This is a genomic window from Streptomyces sp. NPDC046831 (genome assembly GCF_040645305.1).
Classification (GTDB): domain Bacteria; phylum Actinomycetota; class Actinomycetes; order Streptomycetales; family Streptomycetaceae; genus Streptomyces.
In genome coordinates this window covers 19,863-36,655 of sequence record NZ_JBEYXZ010000022.1, presented here as the reverse complement: position 1 = coordinate 36,655, position 16,793 = coordinate 19,863, and the positions used below count along the sequence as shown (strand labels likewise).

The following is a 16,793-nucleotide window of genomic DNA, read 5'->3' as shown; positions in this document are numbered from 1 at the left end:
CGGCTGGCCCGCGCGTCCGCCCCGGGGAGCCGGGCGGCTGATCCACGGGTCTGCTGCCAGGGCCGTGGCGGCTGGCCCGCGCGTCCGCCCCTGGGGAGCCGGCGGCTGGCCCAGGGGTGTGCTGCCGGGGGCCGCGATGGCGGGCCCACGGGTCCGCTGCCGGGGGCCGGCGGCTGATCCACGGGTCCGCTGTTGGGGCCGCGACGGCGGGCCCGCGCGTCCGCCCCCGGGGAGCCGGCGGCTGATCCAGGGGTCGGCTGCCGGGGCTGCGGCGGCTGGCCCACGGGTCCGCCGCTGGGGGGCCGGCGGCTGATCCAGGGGTCCGCTGCCGGGGGCCGCGACGGCTGACCTACGCGTCCGCCACCGGGAAGTCGGCGGCTGGCCCACGCGCCCGTGGGGGCGCGTGGGGCCGGACGGACGCCAACGGGTGCGTCCGGGCCGGCCCGGGAAAGGTGGCGCCCTCTCCTCCCCAGGCGCCGACCCCTGATGGGCGGACTCGGCTCCGGCTCGGCACTGCTGCCAGTAGACCGACTCCATCGCGCAGGTCACCGACGCCCCCGAAGATTCGCCGGGTGCCGTGCCCGGGAGGCGTCCTCAGGCGTCCTCCAGGGCGTCGGGCACCGGCGGCGGATCGCCCTCGCGGCGCCGGTACCGCTCCCGCCACCAGCGCCGCGCCCTCTCCGCCGCGACGGCCCCGTAGGCGCCCGGGACGTCGGGACCCGCGGACTCGGGCCCGGCCGCCAAGGCGCTGACCTCGTCGTCCAGGGTCACCTCGACCCCGCCGACGTAGTCCGAGGTCATGTTGTAGAGGAAGGCGACAAGGGTGGCCAGCGCCGTGCCGAGGACCACCTCCAGCATCACGATCAGGCCGGTGAAGGCCAGGCCCTCGCTCATCGGGGGCCACGTCCCGGGCTCCAGCCCGCTCAGCACGCTCCACCCGACGGCCACGGTCGCGACGACACTCGCGCCGAGTCCCAGCAGGACCAGGAAGCTCGTCGCCATCACCGACCACGGATCCGCCTTCGAGATGCGTAACCGCACCCGGCGGGAGCGGGAGGGCGGTGCCTCAGCGGCGTCCTCGGGCGCCTCTCCGCCGGCGCGGACGACGGCGGGACGCGCCGGCTCGCCGTCGCCGTGGACCGGCATCGGGCGGTGGGCCCGCCGGCCACCGTGCCCGTGGGCGGCGCCGTCCCGCCGTGCGGGCTGCCCACCACCGGACCCGGAGGGGCGGAGGGTGCGCTTGGCTGGGCTCATGCTTCTCCTCACATGCCGTGCGAAGGCCGTCGTGGCGGCAGGCTCGGACGACGGCGGGCGGGCGCCTTGGGCAGCCGGGCGCCGCTGCGCGCGCCGGCCGCACCGCCCCCGCCGTGACACCTCGTGCGGCGCACCCGGCCGCTGAACGCGTCGCCGCCCCGCAGGGCGCCACGAGGGCCGGAGCCGTCGAGAGAGTGGGGCTTGGTCGACTGCTCCGTCGATGTGACGGTATGCGGTGGTATGCGACCGCGCATCCGGGCGTTCCCCCGGCTCGCGCCTGGCACCCGGCCCGGCCGTACGGCAGTGGACGCGCCGCACCCCGTCTCCGGCGGGCCCGCGCGACGTCCCCGGCGCACCGCCCGGCCGTGCGGAGGACCGGCGCGGCACTGCTGCGGATGGATGACCGCACGGAGGCGTCCACCGGCTTGACCGTGGTGACCAGCACGTCCACCAGCACCTCGCCGGGACCCCGCACGGGGCCGGGCAGCTCGCCGGGACCCGTGCGGGGCCGGGCAGCTCGCCGGGACCCGTGCGGGGCCGGGCAGCTCGCCGGGACCCGTGCGGGGCCGGGCAGCTCGCCCCAGCGGATCAGGTCCGGCGGACCCAGCCGTTCGACATAGGCGGCACGCATCAGCACCGGTCTTCCGCCCCGCGCCACCGGGCGCGCGCCGCGTCCCACCCCGCGCCGCGTCCCGCCCCGCGCCACCGGGCGCGCGCCGCGTCCCGCCCCGCGCCGCCGGGTGCGCGCCGCGTCCCACCCGGAACGGCGAGGGAGGGCGGCGCGCGGCGGCACTCCCGGACCAGCCCGCTCGTTGTCGGATCACGGGACGGCCGATCCGGGGGAAGGGGAGTGGCGATGGCGGACGTGATCGACCTGGGGGAGTACGGGGAGGGATTCCGCGCGGACCCGTATCCGGTGTACGCCGCGCTGCGCGCGCTCGGCCCGGTGCACCGGGTGCGGCTGCCCGAGCCGGAGGCCTACGACACCTGGCTCGTCGTCGGGTACGACGAGGCGCGTGCCGCGCTCGCCGACCCGCGGCTGGTCAAGGACGTCGGCCGGGGCGGCATCCTCGCGCTCGAGGAGCGGGTGATCGGCAAGCACCTGCTGATCACCGACCCGCCGCAGCACACGCGGCTGCGTTCCCTGGTCACCCGGGCCTTCACCGCCCGCCGGGTCGAGTCGCTGCGCCCCAGGATCCAGGAGATCACCGACGACCTGCTCGACGCGATGCTGCCCCGTGGCCGCGCCGACCTGGTGGAGGCGTTCGCCTACCCGTTGCCCCTCACCGTCATCTGCGAGCTGCTGGGCGTGCCGGAGATCGACCGCGCCGGGTTCCGGGACATGTCCGACGAGGTGGTCGCGCCCACGAGTCCGGAGGCGAGCGACCGCGCCTTCGACCGGCTCGGCGTGTACCTCACCGAGCTGATCGAGGACAAGCGGTGCGCGGGACCCGCGGACGACCTGCTCGGCGCCCTGATCCGCACCACCGCCGAGGACGGTGACCGCCTCTCCGTGAGCGAACTGCGCGGCATGGCGTTCCTGCTGCTGATCGCGGGCCACGAGACCACGGTCAACCTCATCGCCAACGGGGTGTACGCCCTGCTCACGCACCAGGAGCAACTGGCCGCGGTCCGGGCCGACCCCGCCCTGGTCGACGGCGCGGTCGAGGAGGTCCTGCGGCACGAGGGCCCGGTGGAGACGGCGACGTTCCGGTTCGCCGCCGAGCCCCTCACGATCGCCGGCACGGCCGTCGAGCCGGGCGACCCGGTCCTGATCAGTCTCGCCGCGGCCGGCCGGGACGGCGACCGCTACCCCGCACCGGACCGCTTCGACGTCCGCCGCGACACCCGCGGCCATCTCGCCTTCGGCCACGGCATCCACTACTGCCTGGGCGCCCCGCTGGCCCGGCTGGAGGCCGGCACGGCGCTGCGGACCCTGCTGCGCCGGGCACCCGGCCTGAGCCTGGACGGTCCCCCGGGCCCGTGGCTGCCGGGGATGCTGGTCCGCGGACGGCGGAGCCTGCCGGTGCGGTGGCAGGAGCGGCCACCGCTCACCTGAACAGGGCCTCCGCGCCGCCCGGGATCTCCGCCAGGGCGACCGCGCGGCGCTCCCGACGGGAGAGTTCGCAGGCCTCGGCGACGCGCAGCGCCTGCAGCGCCTCCCGCCCGTCGCACGGGTTGGGCCGCTCGCCGCGCACGACCTGGACGAAGGCGCACAGCTCCGCCTCGTACGCGGGACCGAAGCGTTCCAGGAACCCCGTCCACGGCTTGTCCGCGGCCGGCGGTCCGGTCGGCTCGGTGGACGCGATCGGCGTGCGGTCGTCGAGTCCGACGGCGATCTGGTCGAGCTCCCCGGCGAGTTCCATGCGCACGTCGTAGCCCGCGCCGTGCAGCCGGGTCGCCGTCACGGTGGCGAGGGTGCCGTCGTCCAGGGTGAGGACCGCCGCGCCGGTGGCGGCGTCGCCCGCCTCGCGGAACATGGCGGGCCCCGCGTCGGACCCGGCCGCGTACACGTCGACGACCTCGCGGCCCGTCACCCAGCGCAGGGCGTCGAAGTCGTGGATCAGCGTGTCCCGGAAGAGGCCGCCGGACAGCGGCAGGTACGCGGGCGAGGGCGGTGTCCGGTCGGACGTCAGCGCCCGGACGGTGTGCAGGCGCCCCAGGCGTCCCGAGCGCACCGCCTCCCGGGCCCCGGTGTAGCCGGGGTCGAAGCGGCGCTGGAAGCCCATCTGCAGGACCGTGCCGGCCGCCTCCACCTCGGCGAGCGCCTGCAGCGTGCCCGGCACGTCCAGGGCGATGGGCTTCTCGCAGAACACCGGCAGCCCCGAGCGGGCGGCCCGGCCGATCAGTTCGGCGTGGGCCTGCGTCCCCGTCGTGATCACCACCGCGTCCACGCCCCAGGTGAAGATCTCGTCGACGCCGGGCGCCGCCGTCTCGCCCAGGCGGTGCGCGAGCTCCTGGGCCCGCTCCGGGCGGGTGTCCGTGAGGATCAGGGAGCCGACCTCGCGATGGCGGCTGAGCGTGTTGGCGTGGACGGTGCCGATGCGGCCCGTACCGATGACCCCGATGCGCATGGGAACAAAGTGAGGTCCGAGCCCTCGCCCTGTCAATGCTTATGTCCTGACAATCGGACTACACGACTTCCCGTCAACCGGCCACGGAGCTACGCTCGGCCCCGTGCCGAAAACAGAACTGGACCCGACCGTGGCGCTCGAGCTCCGCGTGGACCGCGGCTCCCCGGTGCCGTTGTACTTCCAGCTGTCCCAGCAGCTCCAGGCCGCGATCGAGCACGGCCGGCTCACCCCCGGCAGTCTGCTGGGCAACGAGATCGAGCTCGCCGCCCGGCTCGGGCTGTCCCGGCCCACCGTGCGCCAGGCCATCCAGTCGCTCGTCGACAAGGGCCTGCTCGTGCGCCGCCGCGGTGTCGGCACCCAGGTCGTGCACAGCCGGGTCAAGCGGCCGCTGGAGCTCAGCAGCCTGTACGACGACCTGGAGGCGGCCGGGCAGCGGCCGGCGACGAAGGTCCTGGTGAACACGGTCGTCCCGGCGTCCGCCGAGGTCGCGGCCGCACTGGGCGTGACCGAGGGCGGCGACGTGCACCGGGTGGAGCGGCTCCGCCTGGCCCACGGGGAGCCGATGGCGTACCTGACCAACCACCTGCCGCCCGGCCTGCTGGACCTGGACACCGGGCAGCTGGAGGCCACCGGCCTGTACCGCCTGCTGCGCGCCGCCGGCATCACCCTGCACAGCGCCCGCCAGTCCATCGGCGCCCGCGCCGCCCGCGCGGCGGAGGCCGAGCGGCTGGGCGAGGCGGAGGGCGCGCCGCTGCTCACCATGGAGCGCACCACCTTCGACGACACCGGCCGCGCGGTCGAGTTCGGCACCCACACCTACCGGCCGTCCCGCTACTCCTTCGAGTTCCAGTTGCTCGTCCGCGGCTGACGGCGGACGGCGGACGTCGGGTTGTCCGGACAAGGTGACGGAAGGCGCCTCCCCGGCGGCGGTGCGCCGGGCCCCCGTGTTCGATAATGCGGCGTTCGGGGCCGGTGAGGACGTCATCGGCCCTCGCGTACGTCGGACACAGCAAGAAGGGCACGGCCTCGTGGCACGGTTTCGGACCTGGCTAGGCATCGCGCTGGCAGGGGCACTGTCGGTGTCCCTCGCCGGGTGCAGCAGTACCGGCGGCAAGCGGGCGGAGGACGCCCGCAAGGCGGCGGCGGCCCAGGGGCGGGCCGCGGTGAACACGCCGCGCTGGACCTTCGCGATGATCACGCACTCCGGTGACGGTGACACGTTCTGGGACATCGTGCAGAGCGGCGCCAAGCAGGCCGCCGTCAAGGACAACATCGAGTTCCTGTACTCGCACGACGCCCAGGCCCAGCAGCAGGCGCAGCTCGTGGACGCCGCGATCGACAAGAAGGTCGACGGCATCATCGTCACCCTGGCCAAGCCGGACGCCCTGAAGGCCGCCGTGGCCCGGGCCGAGAAGGCCGGCATCCCCGTGATCACCGTCAACTCCGGGTCCGAGGTGTCACGGCAGTTCGGCGCGCTCACGCACGTCGGCCAGGACGAGACCGTCGCCGGCGAGGCCGTCGGCGAGGAGCTGACCGAGCGCGGGAGGAAGAAGGCGCTGTGCGTCCTGCACGAGCAGGGCAACGTCGGCCATGAGCAGCGCTGCGCGGGTGTCGCCAAGACCTTCCGCGGCACCGTGCAGAACCTCTACGTCAACGGCACGAACATGCCCGACGTGCAGTCCGCGATCGGGGCCAGGCTCCAGGCGGACAAGTCCTTCGACGCCGTCGTCACGCTCGGCGCCCCGTACGCGGACACCGCCGTCAAGGCGAAGCGGGACGCGGGCAGCGCGGCCGAGGTCGACACCTTCGACCTCAACGCCAAGGTGGCCGGCGAGCTGGCGGACGGCACGCTCGGCTTCGCCGTCGACCAGCAGCCGTACCTCCAGGGGTACCAGGCCGTCGACCTGCTGTGGCTCTACAAGTACAACGGCGACGTCCTCGGCGGCGGCAGGCCGGTGCTGACCGGCCCGCAGATCGTCACCAGGGACCAGGCGCCGGCGCTGCGCGAGTACACCGGCCGGGGCACCCGATGAGCGCCGTCACGGACGAGTCGGTCCAGATCCCCGATGAAAGGATCCTGCGGAGCTCCGCGGTCCGCAGCCTGCTGTCCCGCCCCGAACTGGGCTCCGTCGTCGGCGCCGTCGCCGTCTTCCTGTTCTTCGCCTTCGCCGCGGACGGCTTCCTGCGCGCCTCCAGCCTGAGCACCGTCCTGTACGCCTCGTCGACCATCGGCATCATGGCGGTGCCCGTCGCCCTGCTGATGATCGGCGGCGAGTTCGACCTGTCCGCGGGCGTCATGGTGACGTCCTCCGCGCTGGTCTCGTCGATGTTCAGCTACCAGATGACCGCCAACGTCTGGGTCGGCGTGGGCGTCTCGCTGCTGGTCACCCTGGCCGTCGGCGCCTTCAACGGCTTCGTGCTCACCCGGACCCGGCTGCCCAGCTTCATCGTGACGCTGGGCACCTTCCTTATGCTGACCGGCATGAACCTCGGGTTCACCAAGCTCATCGACGACACCGTCTCCACCAAGACCATCGCCGACATGGAGGGCTTCCCGGCGGCGCGCGACGTGTTCGCCTCCACGCTGACCGTCGGCGGCGTCAACATCAAGATCACTATCTTCTGGTGGCTCGGCCTGGTCGCCCTCGCCTCCTGGATCCTGCTGCGCACCCGCGCCGGCAACTGGATCTTCGCGGTCGGCGGCAACGAGGACGCGGCCCGCGCGGTCGGCGTACCGGTGGCCAGGACGAAGATCGGCCTGTACATGGGCGTGGCCCTCGGCGCCTGGATCTCCGGCCAGCACCTGCTCTTCTCCTACGACGCGGTGCAGTCCGGCGAGGGCGTCGGCAACGAGCTGATCTACATCATCGCGGCCGTCATCGGCGGCTGCCTGATCACCGGCGGCTACGGCAGCGCCGTCGGCTCGGCGGTCGGCGCGCTCCTGTTCGGCATGACCAGCAAGGGCATCGTCTTCGCCGAGTGGAACCCCGACTGGTTCAAGTTCTTCCTCGGAGCGATGCTCCTCCTCGCGACCCTGCTCAACGCCTGGGTCCGCAGGCGGGCGGAGGCAGCCAAGTGACGCAGACCGAAGCACGCACCCCGCTCGTCGAGCTGTCGGACGTCGCCAAGCACTACGGCAACGTCCGCGCCCTCGAAGGGGTGTCCCTCGAAGTCCATCCCGGGGAGATCACCTGCGTCCTCGGCGACAACGGCGCCGGCAAGTCCACCCTGATCAAGATCGTCGCCGGGCTGCACCAGCACGACGGCGGCGTCCTGCGCGTCGGGGGCGAGGAGACCCGCCTCGCCTCCCCGCGCGAGGCCCTCGACCGCGGCATCGCCACGGTCTACCAGGACCTCGCCGTCGTGCCCCTGATGCCGGTGTGGCGCAACTTCTTCCTCGGCTCCGAGCCCCGCAAGGGCGCGGGCCCCTTCAGACGCCTGGACGTCGACCTGATGCGCCGCACCACCCGGGCCGAACTGCTGCGCATGGGCATCGACCTGCGCGACGTCGACCAGCCCATCGGCACCCTGTCGGGCGGCGAGCGGCAGTGCGTGGCGATCGCGCGGGCGGTGTACTTCGGCGCCAAGGTCCTGGTCCTCGACGAGCCGACGGCCGCGCTCGGCGTCAAGCAGTCCGGCATGGTCCTGAAGTACGTGGCCGCGGCGCGCGACGAGGGCCTGGGCGTCGTCCTCATCACCCACAACCCGCACCACGCCTACCTCGTGGGCGACCGTTTCGTCCTGCTGAAGCGGGGCACGATGGTCGGCAGCCACACCCGGGAGGAGATCTCCCTGGAGGAGCTGACCCGGCAGATGGCGGGGGGCAACGAGCTCGATGACCTTCGTCACGAACTGCGGCGCGCCGGGTAGGGGCACGGGCGGCCGTGCGACCGGCCGCGACGCGCCCGCCCCGGCCACCCGGCGGGCAGCGCCCCCGCCGCTCCCCCGTACGGCACCCCTGCGCACCGTGAGGCAGAATCGGGCCCGATGAGCACCTACCGCGACCTCACCGCCCCCATCGGTTCCCGGCGCGCACCCGTGCTGCGCACGGTCGGGACCCGGGAACGCCGCTCCCACCTCACGGCACCGCGCGTGCCGACGGTCGGCATCGACATCGGCGGCACCAAGGTGATGGCGGGCGTCGTCGACGCCGACGGCAACATCCTGGAGAAGCTCCGCGCGGAGACCCCGGACAAGTCCAAGAGCCCCAAGGTCGTCGAGGACACCATCGCCGAACTGGTCCTGGACCTGTCCGACCGGCACGACGTGCACGCGGTCGGCATCGGCGCGGCCGGCTGGGTCGACGCCGACCGCAACCGCGTGCTCTTCGCACCGCACCTGTCGTGGCGCAACGAGCCGCTGCGCGACCGCCTCTCCGAGCGCCTGTCCGTCCCGGTCCTCGTCGACAACGACGCCAACGCCGCCGCCTGGGCCGAGTGGCGCTTCGGCGCCGGCCGCGGCGAGGACCACCTCGTCATGATCACGCTGGGTACCGGCATCGGCGGCGCGATCCTGGAGGACGGGCAGGTCAAGCGGGGCAAGTACGGCGTCGCCGGCGAGTTCGGGCACATGCAGGTCGTCCCCGGCGGCCACCGCTGCCCGTGCGGCAACCGCGGCTGCTGGGAGCAGTACAGCTCCGGCAACGCCCTCGTGCGGGAGGCCCGCGAGCTGGCCGCCGCCGACTCCCCGGTCGCCTACGGGATCATCGAGCACGTCAAGGGCAGCATCTCCGACATCACCGGCCCGATGATCACCGAGCTGGCCCGCGAGGGCGACGCCATGTGCGTCGAGCTGCTCCAGGACATCGGCCAGTGGCTCGGCGTCGGCATCGCCAACCTGGCCGCCGCCCTCGACCCGTCCTGCTTCGTCATCGGCGGCGGTGTCTCCGCGGCCGACGACCTGCTCATCGGCCCCGCCCGCGACGCCTTCCGGCGGCACCTCACCGGCCGCGGCTACCGCCCCGAGGCCCGCATCACCCGCGCCCAGCTCGGCCCCGAGGCCGGCATGGTCGGCGCCGCCGACCTGGCCCGGCTCGTCGCCCGCCGTTTCCGGCGCGCCAAGCGGCGCCGGGTGGAGCGCCACGAACGCTACGAGCGGTACGCCGAGGCGCGCCGCTCGGCCCGGGGGGTCCTGTGACGATGCCGCTGCCCCAGCAGGCGGCACCGCCGGACGAACCGCAGCGGCCGGCCGAGGACCGCCGCCACATGATCCGCCGGCGGGCCCTCACCCTGCTGATCATCGTGCTGCTGATCGGGGTCCCGGCCGGCTACCTGGTGATCTCCGCCAACCAGAGCCGCGACAGCGGCAAGGACAAGGAGGCCAAGTACTCCGCCACCGGCCTCACCCCGACCTACCCGTCGAAGGTGCAGCGCCGGCTCTACCAGGTGCCCGTCCCGCACCCGGCCGACCAGGTCGCCTCCTACGAGACGAACAACTGGAAGACCAGCCGCCTCTACGTCCGCTTCCGGACCACCGACGCCGGCCTCGAGACCTTCCTCAACACGATGGGCGTCAACCGCAGCGAGCTGAAGAAGGGCCACATCACCATCGGCGAGCGCGACCGCGAGGTCACCGGCTGGTCGTTCACCGGCCCCGGACCCTGGTGGGGCCTCACCCACGAGCAGCGGAACCCCGCACCCACCCAGGACGTCGTCGTCAACCTGTCCGACCCGGTGCTGCCCCAGGTCTACGTCGTCTCCCGCACCGTGCCCTGACCGGCGGCCGCGTCCGGCCGCCGGAGCCGGTTGTCGGACCCCGCCCGTAGAGTCGAAGACGACCGGGCCGGTGGAAGGGCTGAAGGTGACAGGACGCATGACCGACGTGGCGACGGCGGACAGGACCGCCGAGCAGGTCTCCGTGCGGCTCGCCGCCGTGTTCCTGCCCGCGTCCCTCCCGCGCGAGGGGCGCGTCGCCTTCTGGGATCCCGACGGCGAGGTGTGGCCGGACGACGGCCCCGCCGACGGCACGCGCCTCACCGTCGTCCGCCCGCACGGCACGGGCGTCCGCCGCAGGACCGCACCCGCCCTCACCCTGCCGCTCGACGCGGCCCTGCCGCACCTCGTGCGCGCACGGCAGGACCCGGCGGCCCACCCCGCCGCCGCCTGCTGGGGCGCGGCCGCCCTGCACGCGCTGCGGCTCACCGCCCGCGGGCGCCTGCTGCCCGGCCTGACCGCCGACGGGTACGACGCCTGGCGCGCGGGCCCCCTCGACCCCGACGACATCGCCCACCTGCGCGCGATCGCCGCCGCCCTGCCCCACGAGGGCCACGCGGTACCGCTGCCCGGCCCCGGCCCGCTGCGGCTGCCCGAGCCGGAGGCGCTGCTGCGCACCTTCCTCGACGCCGTCGCGGACACCCTGCCCCGCACCCCGGCCGCGCCCCACGCCTGCGGCGGTCCCTTCGCCGACCGCGCGCCCCGGCGCCTCCCCGACGCCCACGCCTGGGCGGCGGAGGTCGCCGCCGGCATGGACGCCGGCGTGCGGATCTCCCTGCGCCTGGACCTGGCCGCGTACGACCTGTTCGACGGCGAGGGCGGCGTGCGCAGTGCGGGCGCGGCGATCGTCCAGGTGCACAGCCTCGCCGACCCCACCCTGGTCGCCGACGCGGCGGCCCTGTGGGCCGGCGAGGCGGACGCGGCGTTCGGCCCTCGCGCGCGCGTGGACGCCGCCCTCGCCGTGCGGCGCGCGGCCCGCGTCTGGCCACCGCTGGACCGGCTCGCCGAACAGGACGTGCCCGACGTGCTGGCGCTGTCCGAGGAGGAGGTCGGCGACCTGCTCGGCGTCGCGGCGACGCGGCTGGCGGCCGCCGGCGTGGCCGTGCACTGGCCCCGGGACCTGGCGCAGGACCTGACCGCGACCGCGGTGGTGCGTCCCGCGCCGGGCTCCGCCACCGACGGCACCGGCTTCCTGGAGAGCGAGGACCTGCTGCAGTTCCGCTGGCAGCTCGCTCTCGGCGGGGACCCGCTCACCGAGGCCGAGATGGACGCGCTGGCCGAGGCCCACCGCCCGGTGGTCAGGCTCCGCGACCACTGGGTGCTGGTCGATCCCGCCCTCGTCCGCCGGGCCCGCGCACGCGACCTGGGCCTGCTCGACCCGGTCGACGCGCTGTCCGTCGCCCTCACGGGCAGCGCGGAGGTGGACGGCGAGACCGTCGAGGCGGTTCCGGCCGGCGCGCTGGCGGCGCTGCGCGACCGGCTGACGGCCGGAGTCGGGCCCGCCGAGCCGCCGCCGGGCCTGAACGCCACCCTCCGCGACTACCAGCGGCGCGGACTGGCCTGGCTGGACCTCATGACGTCCCTCGGCCTCGGCGGCTGCCTCGCCGACGACATGGGCCTCGGCAAGACGATCACCGTCATCGCGCTGCACCTGAAGCGGGCGCGCAGCGAACCGACGCTCGTGGTCTGCCCGGCGTCCCTGCTGGGCAACTGGCAGCGGGAGATCACCCGGTTCGCACCCGGCGTCCCCGTGCGCCGCTTCCACGGCCCCGCCCGCAGCCTCGACGGCCTCGACGGCGGTTTCGTGCTGACCACCTACGGCACCATGCGCTCGGCCGCGGCCGTGCTGGCCGGGGAGCGCTGGGGCATGGTCGTCGCCGACGAGGCCCAGCACGTCAAGAACCCGTACTCGGCGACGGCGAAGGCGCTGCGCACCATCCCGTCCCCCGCGCGCGTGGCCCTGACCGGCACCCCGGTCGAGAACAACCTCTCCGAGCTCTGGGCCCTCCTCGACTGGACCACACCGGGACTGCTCGGCCCCCTGAAGTCCTTCCGCGCCCGGCACGCCCGTGCCGTGGAGAGCGGCGAGGACGAGGAGGCCGTGGAGCGGCTGGCCCGCCTGGTCCGCCCCTTCCTGCTGCGCCGCAGGAAGTCCGACCCCGGCATCGTCCCCGAACTGCCGCCCAAGACGGAGACGGACCACCCGGTCCCACTCACCCGTGAACAGGCCGCTCTCTACGAGGCCGTGGTGCGCGAGTCGCTGATCGCCATCGGGACCGCCGAGGGCATGGCCCGCCGCGGCCTGGTGCTCAAGCTCCTGACCTCGCTCAAGCAGATCTGCGACCACCCGGCGCTCTACCTCAAGGAGCAGTCCCCGCACGGCGGCGACGACCGGCTCGCCGCGCGCTCCGGCAAGCTCGCCCTGCTGGACGAACTGCTCGACACCCTGCTCGCCGAGGACGGTTCGGCCCTCGTGTTCACCCAGTACGTCGGCATGGCCCGCCTGATCACCTCCCACCTCGCCGCCCGCGCCGTCCCGGTCGACCTCCTGCACGGCGGGACGCCCGTACCGGAGCGCGAGCGCATGGTGGACCGCTTCCAGAGCGGCGCCACCCCCGTGCTGGTGCTGTCGTTGAAGGCGGCCGGCACCGGCCTGAACCTCACCCGCGCGGGCCACGTCGTCCACTTCGACCGGTGGTGGAACCCGGCCGTCGAGGAACAGGCGACCGACCGCGCCTACCGCATCGGCCAGACCCAGCCGGTCCAGGTCCACCGCCTCATCACCGAGGGCACGGTGGAGGACCGCATCGCCGAGATGCTCGCGGCCAAGCGCGCCCTCGCCGACGCCGTCCTCGGCTCCGGCGAGTCCGCCCTCACGGAACTGACGGACCGCGAGCTCTCCGACCTGGTGTCGCTGCGGAGGGAGGCGTGATGGGCGCGGCCGGGACGGGTCCGTCCGCTCGGGAGGCGGCGTCCGGCACGGGCGCGGCGGTGCCGGGTGGGGGCCGGGGGCAGTCCGACGCGGGACAGGCGCCGGAGGGGGTGCGAGAGGCGCGGCCCGCCGATGCGGCCCGCCGCGCCCTGCGCTCCGCACGGTCGCAGCGGTCGCAGCGGCCGCAGGCCGGGACGTCCGCGGGACGGCCGGCCGCCGACGCGGCGGTCCGGCCGGCTCCGCGGGCGAGCGAGGGCGAGGCGGCCGATTCCGTGAGCCAGCGGGACCCCCGGCCCGGCGACGCCGCCCGCGCCGCCCTCCGACGTGCGCCGCAGGCCGCCGCCGACGGTTCGGCGGGGGGTGCGGTCCGTGCAGCCTCCCCCGGCTCCGAGGGGCCGTCCACGGACTCGGCGGACCTGACGGATGCGCTCGGCACACCTCCGGTCGGCGGACCCGGCGAGTCACCCGAGGGTTCCGCTTCGGGCAGCGGGTCGCCGTCGCCGATGGATTCGGCGGACATCTCCGACGGGGCCTCCGCGCGGCCGGCGGCTGCCTCCGAGCGGCTGGTGACTGCTTCCGACCCCTCGTCCGCAGACCCGGCCGTCGCTTCCGGCGGGCCGTGCACGGACCTGTGTGGGGCTTCCGGTGGGTCGTCTGCGGGTCTGTGTGGGGCTTCTGGTGGGTCGTCTGCGGGTCTGTGTGGGGCTTCCGGTGGGTCGTCCGCGGACCTGTGCGGGGCTTCCGGCGGGCCGTCCGCGGACCCGGCCGGGGCTTCCGGCAGGTCGTCCACGGACCCGGCCGGGGCTTCCGGCAGGTCGTCCACGGACCTGTCCGGCGCTTCCGGCAGGTCGTCCACGCGCTTGTCCGGCCTCCCGGGCGAGCTCGCCGCACGCCCTGCGGCCCGCGATGCGTCAGGCATACCCCCGGCGGCCGTCTCCGAGGGGGCCTTCGAGCACGGAGAGGGCGCGCCCGGCGAGGGGCGGCCGACGGCGGGGGGCACCCCGGGGCGGGCGAGGCCCGCTCCCGCGCAACGGCCTGCGGAGTGCACGACCGCGCCGCTTCCCGATGGTGCTTCCCCCGCCGGCCGGGGCGACTCCGGTGCCAGGGGGAGCCGCCCGGCCGATGTAGCGCGCGCCGCACTGCGTGCCGCCCGTGCTCGGGCCGGACAACAACAGGCGGAGCGGGCCGTGGAAGCAGTGGCGGCCAAGACCGGCGGCGACCGAGCGCGCCGATCGCACCGATCCGCGCCGGCTGCCGGACGGCCACGAGGTGACGCCCCGGGCCGGAACCGCGACGCGCGTGCCCAGGACTTGAGGGAGATGCTCGCCGACGCCTTCCGCATGCCGTCGGCGGGGGCCGGGCCGGGGGAGGGGCCGAGCGACACCGCGGCCGAACCCCCTCGGCGTCCTTCCCGCCCCGTGTCTGAGCCGGTTCGGGGTCGGCAGGGCTTCGCGGGCGACGAGACGCGCGCAGCCGTCGATCACGCGCACGCGCCGGGCGGCGAGGCGGCCGCCGTCCCCGGTGAGACGCCCGCCGTCACCGACGGAAGGGAGGCTGTCGGCGGTGAAGGGCCCGCGGTCACTGGCGAGGGGCCTGCCGTCGTCGGCGAAGGACGTGCCGCCCTCGGCGGGGAGCGCGGGGCCACGCTCAAGAGCCGTCCTGATTCGGCCCCCGCGGGCGTCGGCGTCCGCGGAAGAGGCGCCGTCCCCGACGAGACGTCCGTGGCCGGCGGCGAGTCATGCCCCGTCTTCGACGCACCGCACGTCATGGGTGGGTCACGCGCCGCCCGCGACGAGCCGCGCGCCGTCAGGGACCAGCCCGACGCTGCAACGGACGCGTCACGAGCCTCGTATGACAGCCCCGCAGACCCGCCCCTGATGGGTGCGCTTGCCTCTGCGCAGAGCCCGCGTGGGGCGTCGATAGCTGCCGACCAGCCGCCCGTGCATGGCTCGCGCCCGTTCGGAGCGGCGGATCACCCGCTCATGGCGGGTGCGCTTCCCGCCGCGCACGGCCCGCGTGGGGCGTCGGGGGCTGCCGACCAGCCGCCCGCGCACGGCCCGCGCCCGTTCGGAGCCGCGGATCATCCGTCCATGGCGGGTGCGCTTCCCGTCGCGCACGGCCCGCGTGGGGCGTCGGGGGCTGCCGACCAGCCGCCCGCGCACGGCCCGCGCCCGTCCGGGGCTGCCGACCAGCCGCCCGCGCACGGCCCGCACGGCGCGTCCGGAGCCGCCGGCCAGCCCCCCGCAGACGACCCACGCCCGTCGTCCGGTGAGCCGCGCCCGTCGTCCGGCGTCCCGCGTCTGCCGCGCAGCATGGCCTCCCCGCGCCGCGACGGTGACCTGCGGCGTACCTTCCCGCCGTTCCCGGCCTGGACGCCGGACCGCTCCGGGTTCGCCGAGACCTGGTGGGGGAACGCCTGGGTCACCGCGCTGGAGCGGGGCGCGCTGGACGCCGCCCGGCTGGCACGGGGCCGCGGTTACGCGGAACAGGGACTCGTCGACGCCATCACCGTCACACCCGGGTCCGTCCTGGCGTACGTACAGGGCAGCCGGCCGCGGCCCTACCGGGTGCAGATCCGGCTGCGGACCCTCGGCGACGCGGACTGGGACCGGCTGCTGGACGCGGCCGCGGAGCAGCCCGGACGCATCGCCGCGCTGCTCGACAAGGAGATGCCGCAGTCCCTCGCCGACTGCGGGGTCCCCCTGCTCCCCGGCCCGGGTGACCTGGAACCCAGGTGCAGCTGCCCCGACCGCGGCCACCCCTGCAAGCATGCCGCCGCCCTGTGCTACCAGACCGCCCGCCTGCTGGACGCCGACCCGTTCGTCCTGCTGCTGCTCCGCGGGCGCGGGGAGCAGCAGCTGCTCGACGCCCTGGCCCGTCTGAGCGCCGCCCGCGCGGCCCGTGCCGCCCAGGACCGGGAACCGGCACCTCTGCCGGGCGTGCGGGCCAGTGACGTCGTCGCCCGCAGCGGACGCGCGCCGCTCCCGGCCCCCCTGCCGCCGCCCCCGCACCCCGAGCAGCCCCCGGTGTTCCCGGCGGCACCGGGCGGCCCGGACCCCTTCGCGCTGGACCAGCTGGCGACCGACGCCGCCGCCCGCGCCCACGCCCTGCTCACGACGGGCCGCGACCCGGTCGGCGACCTGACGCTGTGGCAGGACGCCGTACGCCTCGCCGCGGCCCGGCCCGGCTCCGGGCTGACCGCCGCGACCCGCGCGCTGTACGCCTCCCTCGCCTCCGCCGCCGGACGCACCACCGCCGACCTGGCCCGCGCGGTCGCCGCATGGCGGCAGGGGAACCTGGAGGGACTCGCCGTACTGGAGGAGCCCTGGGACCCGCCGGCGGGCCGGTTCGACCGGGCCCGCCCGCTCCTCCTCGCCGCCGGCCTGCCGGCCTTCCGGCCCTGGCGCAACCGGCTCACCCATCCCGCCGGCCATGTGCAGCTCCGCCTGGGCCGGGACGGCCTGTGGTACCCGTACGAGTCCGAGCCGGGCCACGACGACTGGTGGCCCCGCGGCACCCCCGACCTCGACCCCGTCGGCGCCCTGACCGGCCTCGGCGCACCGGCGTTCCTCTGAGCACGGCGGCTCCCGGCCTGGGCTGAGGGCGGCGGCCCCTGGCCCGGGCTGAGGGCGGCGGCCCCCGGCCGGGGCTGAGGGCGGCGGCCCCCGGCTCAGCACGGCGGCCCCCGGCTCAGCACGGCGGTCCTGGGCTCAGGACGGAGGCCCCGGGCTCAGGACGGAGGCGCCAGGCTCAGCACGGCGGCCCATCTCCACCGGCGCGCCGCCCCCGCAGGGCCGGTGCCGTATCCCGGGACAGCCGGAA

At 75.6% G+C, this 16,793-nt stretch carries 11 protein-coding genes; 9 read left to right on the top strand and 2 right to left on the bottom strand.

Translation table 11 applies throughout. The features are described 5' to 3' along the window. Window positions 1-594 precede the first annotated feature (594 nt). Window positions 595-1,254, bottom strand: a complete 660-nt coding sequence (locus tag ABZ920_RS19540) for a DUF3566 domain-containing protein (RefSeq protein ID WP_361506137.1) — start codon at window positions 1,252-1,254, stop codon at window positions 595-597. An 856-nt stretch (window positions 1,255-2,110) separates the two neighbouring features. Here ABZ920_RS19540 and ABZ920_RS19535 point away from each other — a divergent pair. Further along, window positions 2,111-3,313, top strand: a complete 1,203-nt coding sequence (locus ABZ920_RS19535; protein WP_361506134.1) for a cytochrome P450 — start codon at window positions 2,111-2,113, stop codon at window positions 3,311-3,313. Here ABZ920_RS19535 and ABZ920_RS19530 read toward each other — a convergent pair. Further along, window positions 3,306-4,328 carry a Gfo/Idh/MocA family oxidoreductase gene (locus ABZ920_RS19530; RefSeq protein ID WP_361506131.1) on the bottom strand — a complete coding sequence of 341 codons (1,023 nt, stop codon included), beginning with the start codon at window positions 4,326-4,328 and terminating at the stop codon, window positions 3,306-3,308. The two genes, ABZ920_RS19535 and ABZ920_RS19530, sit on opposite strands and share 8 nt — an antisense overlap. 130 nt (window positions 4,329-4,458) lie before the next feature. Here ABZ920_RS19530 and ABZ920_RS19525 point away from each other — a divergent pair, with 130 nt between their 5' ends. The 8 genes from ABZ920_RS19525 (at window position 4,459) to ABZ920_RS19490 (ending at window position 16,546) form a co-directional block, all read left to right on the top strand. Then, window positions 4,459-5,196 carry a GntR family transcriptional regulator gene (locus tag ABZ920_RS19525; protein WP_361506315.1) on the top strand — a complete coding sequence of 246 codons (738 nt, stop codon included), beginning with the start codon at window positions 4,459-4,461 and terminating at the stop codon, window positions 5,194-5,196. A gap of 160 nt (window positions 5,197-5,356) precedes the next feature. Beyond that, complete coding sequence (locus ABZ920_RS19520; RefSeq protein ID WP_361506129.1) at window positions 5,357-6,361, top strand: sugar ABC transporter substrate-binding protein; 1,005 nt, start codon at window positions 5,357-5,359, stop codon at window positions 6,359-6,361. After that, window positions 6,358-7,407, top strand: a complete 1,050-nt coding sequence (locus ABZ920_RS19515; protein ID WP_361506126.1) for an ABC transporter permease — start codon at window positions 6,358-6,360, stop codon at window positions 7,405-7,407. Before ABZ920_RS19520 ends, ABZ920_RS19515 begins: the two co-directional genes overlap by 4 nt. Further along, a complete protein-coding gene (locus ABZ920_RS19510; RefSeq protein ID WP_361506124.1) occupies window positions 7,404-8,198 on the top strand; it encodes an ATP-binding cassette domain-containing protein in 795 nt (264 codons plus the stop codon). The genes ABZ920_RS19515 and ABZ920_RS19510 overlap by 4 nt, the downstream gene beginning before the upstream one ends. 117 nt (window positions 8,199-8,315) lie before the next feature. Beyond that, window positions 8,316-9,464 (top strand): ROK family glucokinase, encoded by a 1,149-nt coding sequence (locus tag ABZ920_RS19505; RefSeq protein ID WP_361506121.1) that lies wholly within the window; start codon window positions 8,316-8,318, stop codon window positions 9,462-9,464. Then, window positions 9,461-10,042 carry a sugar kinase gene (locus ABZ920_RS19500; RefSeq protein ID WP_361506118.1) on the top strand — a complete coding sequence of 194 codons (582 nt, stop codon included), beginning with the start codon at window positions 9,461-9,463 and terminating at the stop codon, window positions 10,040-10,042. Before ABZ920_RS19505 ends, ABZ920_RS19500 begins: the two co-directional genes overlap by 4 nt. 97 nt (window positions 10,043-10,139) lie before the next feature. Further along, window positions 10,140-12,971, top strand: coding sequence for a DEAD/DEAH box helicase (locus ABZ920_RS19495; protein ID WP_361506115.1), 2,832 nt, complete (start codon window positions 10,140-10,142; stop codon window positions 12,969-12,971). 1,319 nt (window positions 12,972-14,290) lie between these two features. Beyond that, window positions 14,291-16,546 carry an SWIM zinc finger family protein gene (locus ABZ920_RS19490; protein WP_361506112.1) on the top strand — a complete coding sequence of 752 codons (2,256 nt, stop codon included), beginning with the start codon at window positions 14,291-14,293 and terminating at the stop codon, window positions 16,544-16,546. Window positions 16,547-16,793: the final 247 nt, after the last annotated feature.